Consider the following 2,290-nt stretch of genomic DNA (forward strand, 5'->3'; position numbering starts at 1 on the left):
CTGTTAAAATATTTCAGAGCCACAAAATAGGGATACACTTTTGGAAAAGTTATTAGAACTTATAAACGAGCGTGTCGTGGAGTGGGCTATTGTTATCTTCGCAACATTTATAGGGTTTTTCATATACTTAACATCGACTACCGATCCTATTGGAAGTCGTGTCAGAGGGGCTTTTCAGGGGGCATTAATCGCCGGTTCGTGTGGATTGCCAATCTGGACTTATATTGGAAACGGCAATCTTGGCTTGCTGGTAGTCATCGTCATTGTGCTTTGTGTAACTGGTCAGTTCCTAATTGAGCCATTACAGAAGGCTGTACCAAAATTACTCAATAAGCTATTTACTAAGGTTGAGGCTATACTTGAGAAAATTTTCGGGAGTCACTGACATGATACTAATCACTATATCAATGGCCGTTGTGTTCTTTTGCACATTCTTTTTACTGGTGTACAGAAGAATCAAAGTTAATAATTTTGCCCGGGCTTGGTCGTGTCTGACCTTGCTGGGCATTATTGCTATTATTGCTGATCCTAAGTACACCCACCTAACACGCGCCATAGAGAAACTGCATGGCGGCATTCCTCCTTATTTAGAATGGCTGGATGCACAAACGCCAAACATTCTGATCTGGATGGGTATCGCTGGATTCTTTTCGTACATCACGTACAAGTCATATAAAAGGGGATATATATGATCCTGACTGCCGGTGGTTTTAATATTCTTCGCAATGGCTTAGGCCGATTAAATCAAAGCCAGGTTAATGAGATTAATTTTCTGGTATCCCAATTCGACAAAGACAAATCTATTTCCTACCCTCAAGCTGCCTATATGCTGGCGACAACATGGCATGAAACTGCAACAACCATGCTGCCGATTGAGGAATATGGAAAGGGGAAGGGTCGCACCTATGGAACATGGTTTAAGAACAGTTTAGGCAAGCTGTATTCTTTTATTGATGGATTTAAAAAAGCAGCATATCTATTTGATGACTACCCTCATCTATATTATGGGCGTGGTTATGTGCAGCTTACTTGGTGGGCTAATTACGACAAGGCATCAAACAAGCTGGGTTATGATTATACTCAGAATCCCGATTTAGTTATGAAAAAAGAACATGCTGTTAAAATCATGATTACCGGAATGAAGGAAGGCTGGTTTACTGGCAAGAAACTTTCCGACTATATCCATCAATCCAAAAAGGACTACATTAACGCGCGCCGTATCATCAACGGAACTGATAAAGCAAAACTTATCGCCGGCTATGCCGAAATATTTGAACGTGCTTTGAGGTCCTTATAATGCCACTACTCCTTTTATCCTTCTGGCGTGAATTTATTATTGCCGTACTTTGTATTGCTGTGGTCTGGCTGACATTTACCAAAATGAAGCTTGAGCATGAACTAACCGAAACCCACCTGATCCATAAAAACCTTGTGAGTGATTCCGAGCTTAGAAATTCAAGGCTGGTTGCACAACATCAGGAACAGCGAAAAATTGATTTGGAGAATTACGCAAATGAAGTCCTTGGCCTTGCTAACCGTTATGATGCTGCTCTTGCCAACTCTAGCCGGGTGCAGCAAGAAACTACAACCTATAACAACCGACTGCACACCGTTACTAGAGAAACCCTTGAGAATTACGCCAAAGTCGGAACAACACTCTATAACGAGTGTAGAAAAGAATATCTTGGATTGGGATATTACACTGCGAAAGTCGATGCAGAACTAGACAGCATAACAAAAAGGCCCGATTAAGGGCCTTTGTTAATCTTCGCCCATTATCTCCTTTAGCTGTTTTATTCCAATATCAAGCACTGTAATTTTCCTCGATGGATGCCGTTACAGGGTCAGTAGAACCAAATCCACCAATGCCGCGATCTGTTGTAGATAACTCATCTACCAAATTAAACTCAATTTTAGGATATGGCAGGATGATAATTTGCCCGATACGGTCGCCTTCACTATATTCAGAGTAGCCATATTCATAGCGCATGGTTTCTTCATTAAATATTGTGCTTTTAAACTTAAAAACCACTTCACCGCGATAACCACTATCAATCACGCCCACCGAGTTACCTAGAATCAAATCCTTTTTGGTGTTGCTTGAGCGTGGAAATAATAGTCCGACATAACCGTTAGGGATTTCAAAGGCCAAGCCTGTACCGTAAACCACGTTGCCATGTTCATCATAGTTTTTTGATGTAGCGGTTAAATCCATGCCCGCGTCGCCGTGTTTCGCATAAGTCGGCAGGACGGCATTTTCTGCCAGTTTTTTTACATTAACTTTCATCAT

At 41.4% G+C, this 2,290-nt stretch carries 5 protein-coding genes; 4 read left to right on the forward strand and 1 reads right to left on the reverse strand.

The window, feature by feature from the left end; all coding sequences use genetic code 11:
- Positions 1–40: 40 nt before the first annotated feature.
- The 4 genes from ACR2F3_RS00865 to ACR2F3_RS00880 are packed head-to-tail and all read left to right on the forward strand — an operon-like array spanning position 41 to position 1,752.
- Positions 41–385: a hypothetical protein gene (locus tag ACR2F3_RS00865; protein WP_432708095.1), complete on the forward strand. Its 345-nt coding sequence runs from the start codon at positions 41–43 to the stop codon at positions 383–385.
- Position 386: 1 nt separating this feature from the next.
- A complete protein-coding gene (locus tag ACR2F3_RS00870; protein WP_432708096.1) occupies positions 387–692 on the forward strand; it encodes a hypothetical protein in 306 nt (101 codons plus the stop codon).
- Complete coding sequence (locus ACR2F3_RS00875) at positions 689–1,297, forward strand: glycoside hydrolase family 19 protein (RefSeq protein ID WP_432708097.1); 609 nt, start codon at positions 689–691, stop codon at positions 1,295–1,297. The genes ACR2F3_RS00870 and ACR2F3_RS00875 overlap by 4 nt, the downstream gene beginning before the upstream one ends.
- A complete protein-coding gene (locus ACR2F3_RS00880) occupies positions 1,297–1,752 on the forward strand; it encodes a hypothetical protein (RefSeq protein ID WP_432708098.1) in 456 nt (151 codons plus the stop codon). The genes ACR2F3_RS00875 and ACR2F3_RS00880 overlap by 1 nt, the downstream gene beginning before the upstream one ends.
- 52 nt (positions 1,753–1,804) lie before the next feature.
- Here ACR2F3_RS00880 and dut read toward each other — a convergent pair.
- Positions 1,805–2,290, reverse strand: a 486-nt coding sequence (gene dut / locus ACR2F3_RS00885) for a dUTP diphosphatase (RefSeq protein WP_432708099.1), incomplete at its 5' end; no start/stop codon positions are given.

This window comes from Pedobacter sp., assembly GCF_045627485.1.
Taxonomy (GTDB): Bacteria; Bacteroidota; Bacteroidia; order Sphingobacteriales; family Sphingobacteriaceae; genus Pedobacter.

What these genes read in the sequence shown, in the direction of transcription:
- ACR2F3_RS00870 (WP_432708096.1), top strand. Translation starts at nt 387, where the DNA reads ATGATACTAATCACTATATCAATGGCCGTTGTGTTCTTTTGCACATTC.
- ACR2F3_RS00875 (WP_432708097.1), top strand. Translation starts at nt 689, where the DNA reads ATGATCCTGACTGCCGGTGGTTTTAATATTCTTCGCAATGGCTTAGGC.
- ACR2F3_RS00880 (WP_432708098.1), top strand. Translation starts at nt 1,297, where the DNA reads ATGCCACTACTCCTTTTATCCTTCTGGCGTGAATTTATTATTGCCGTA.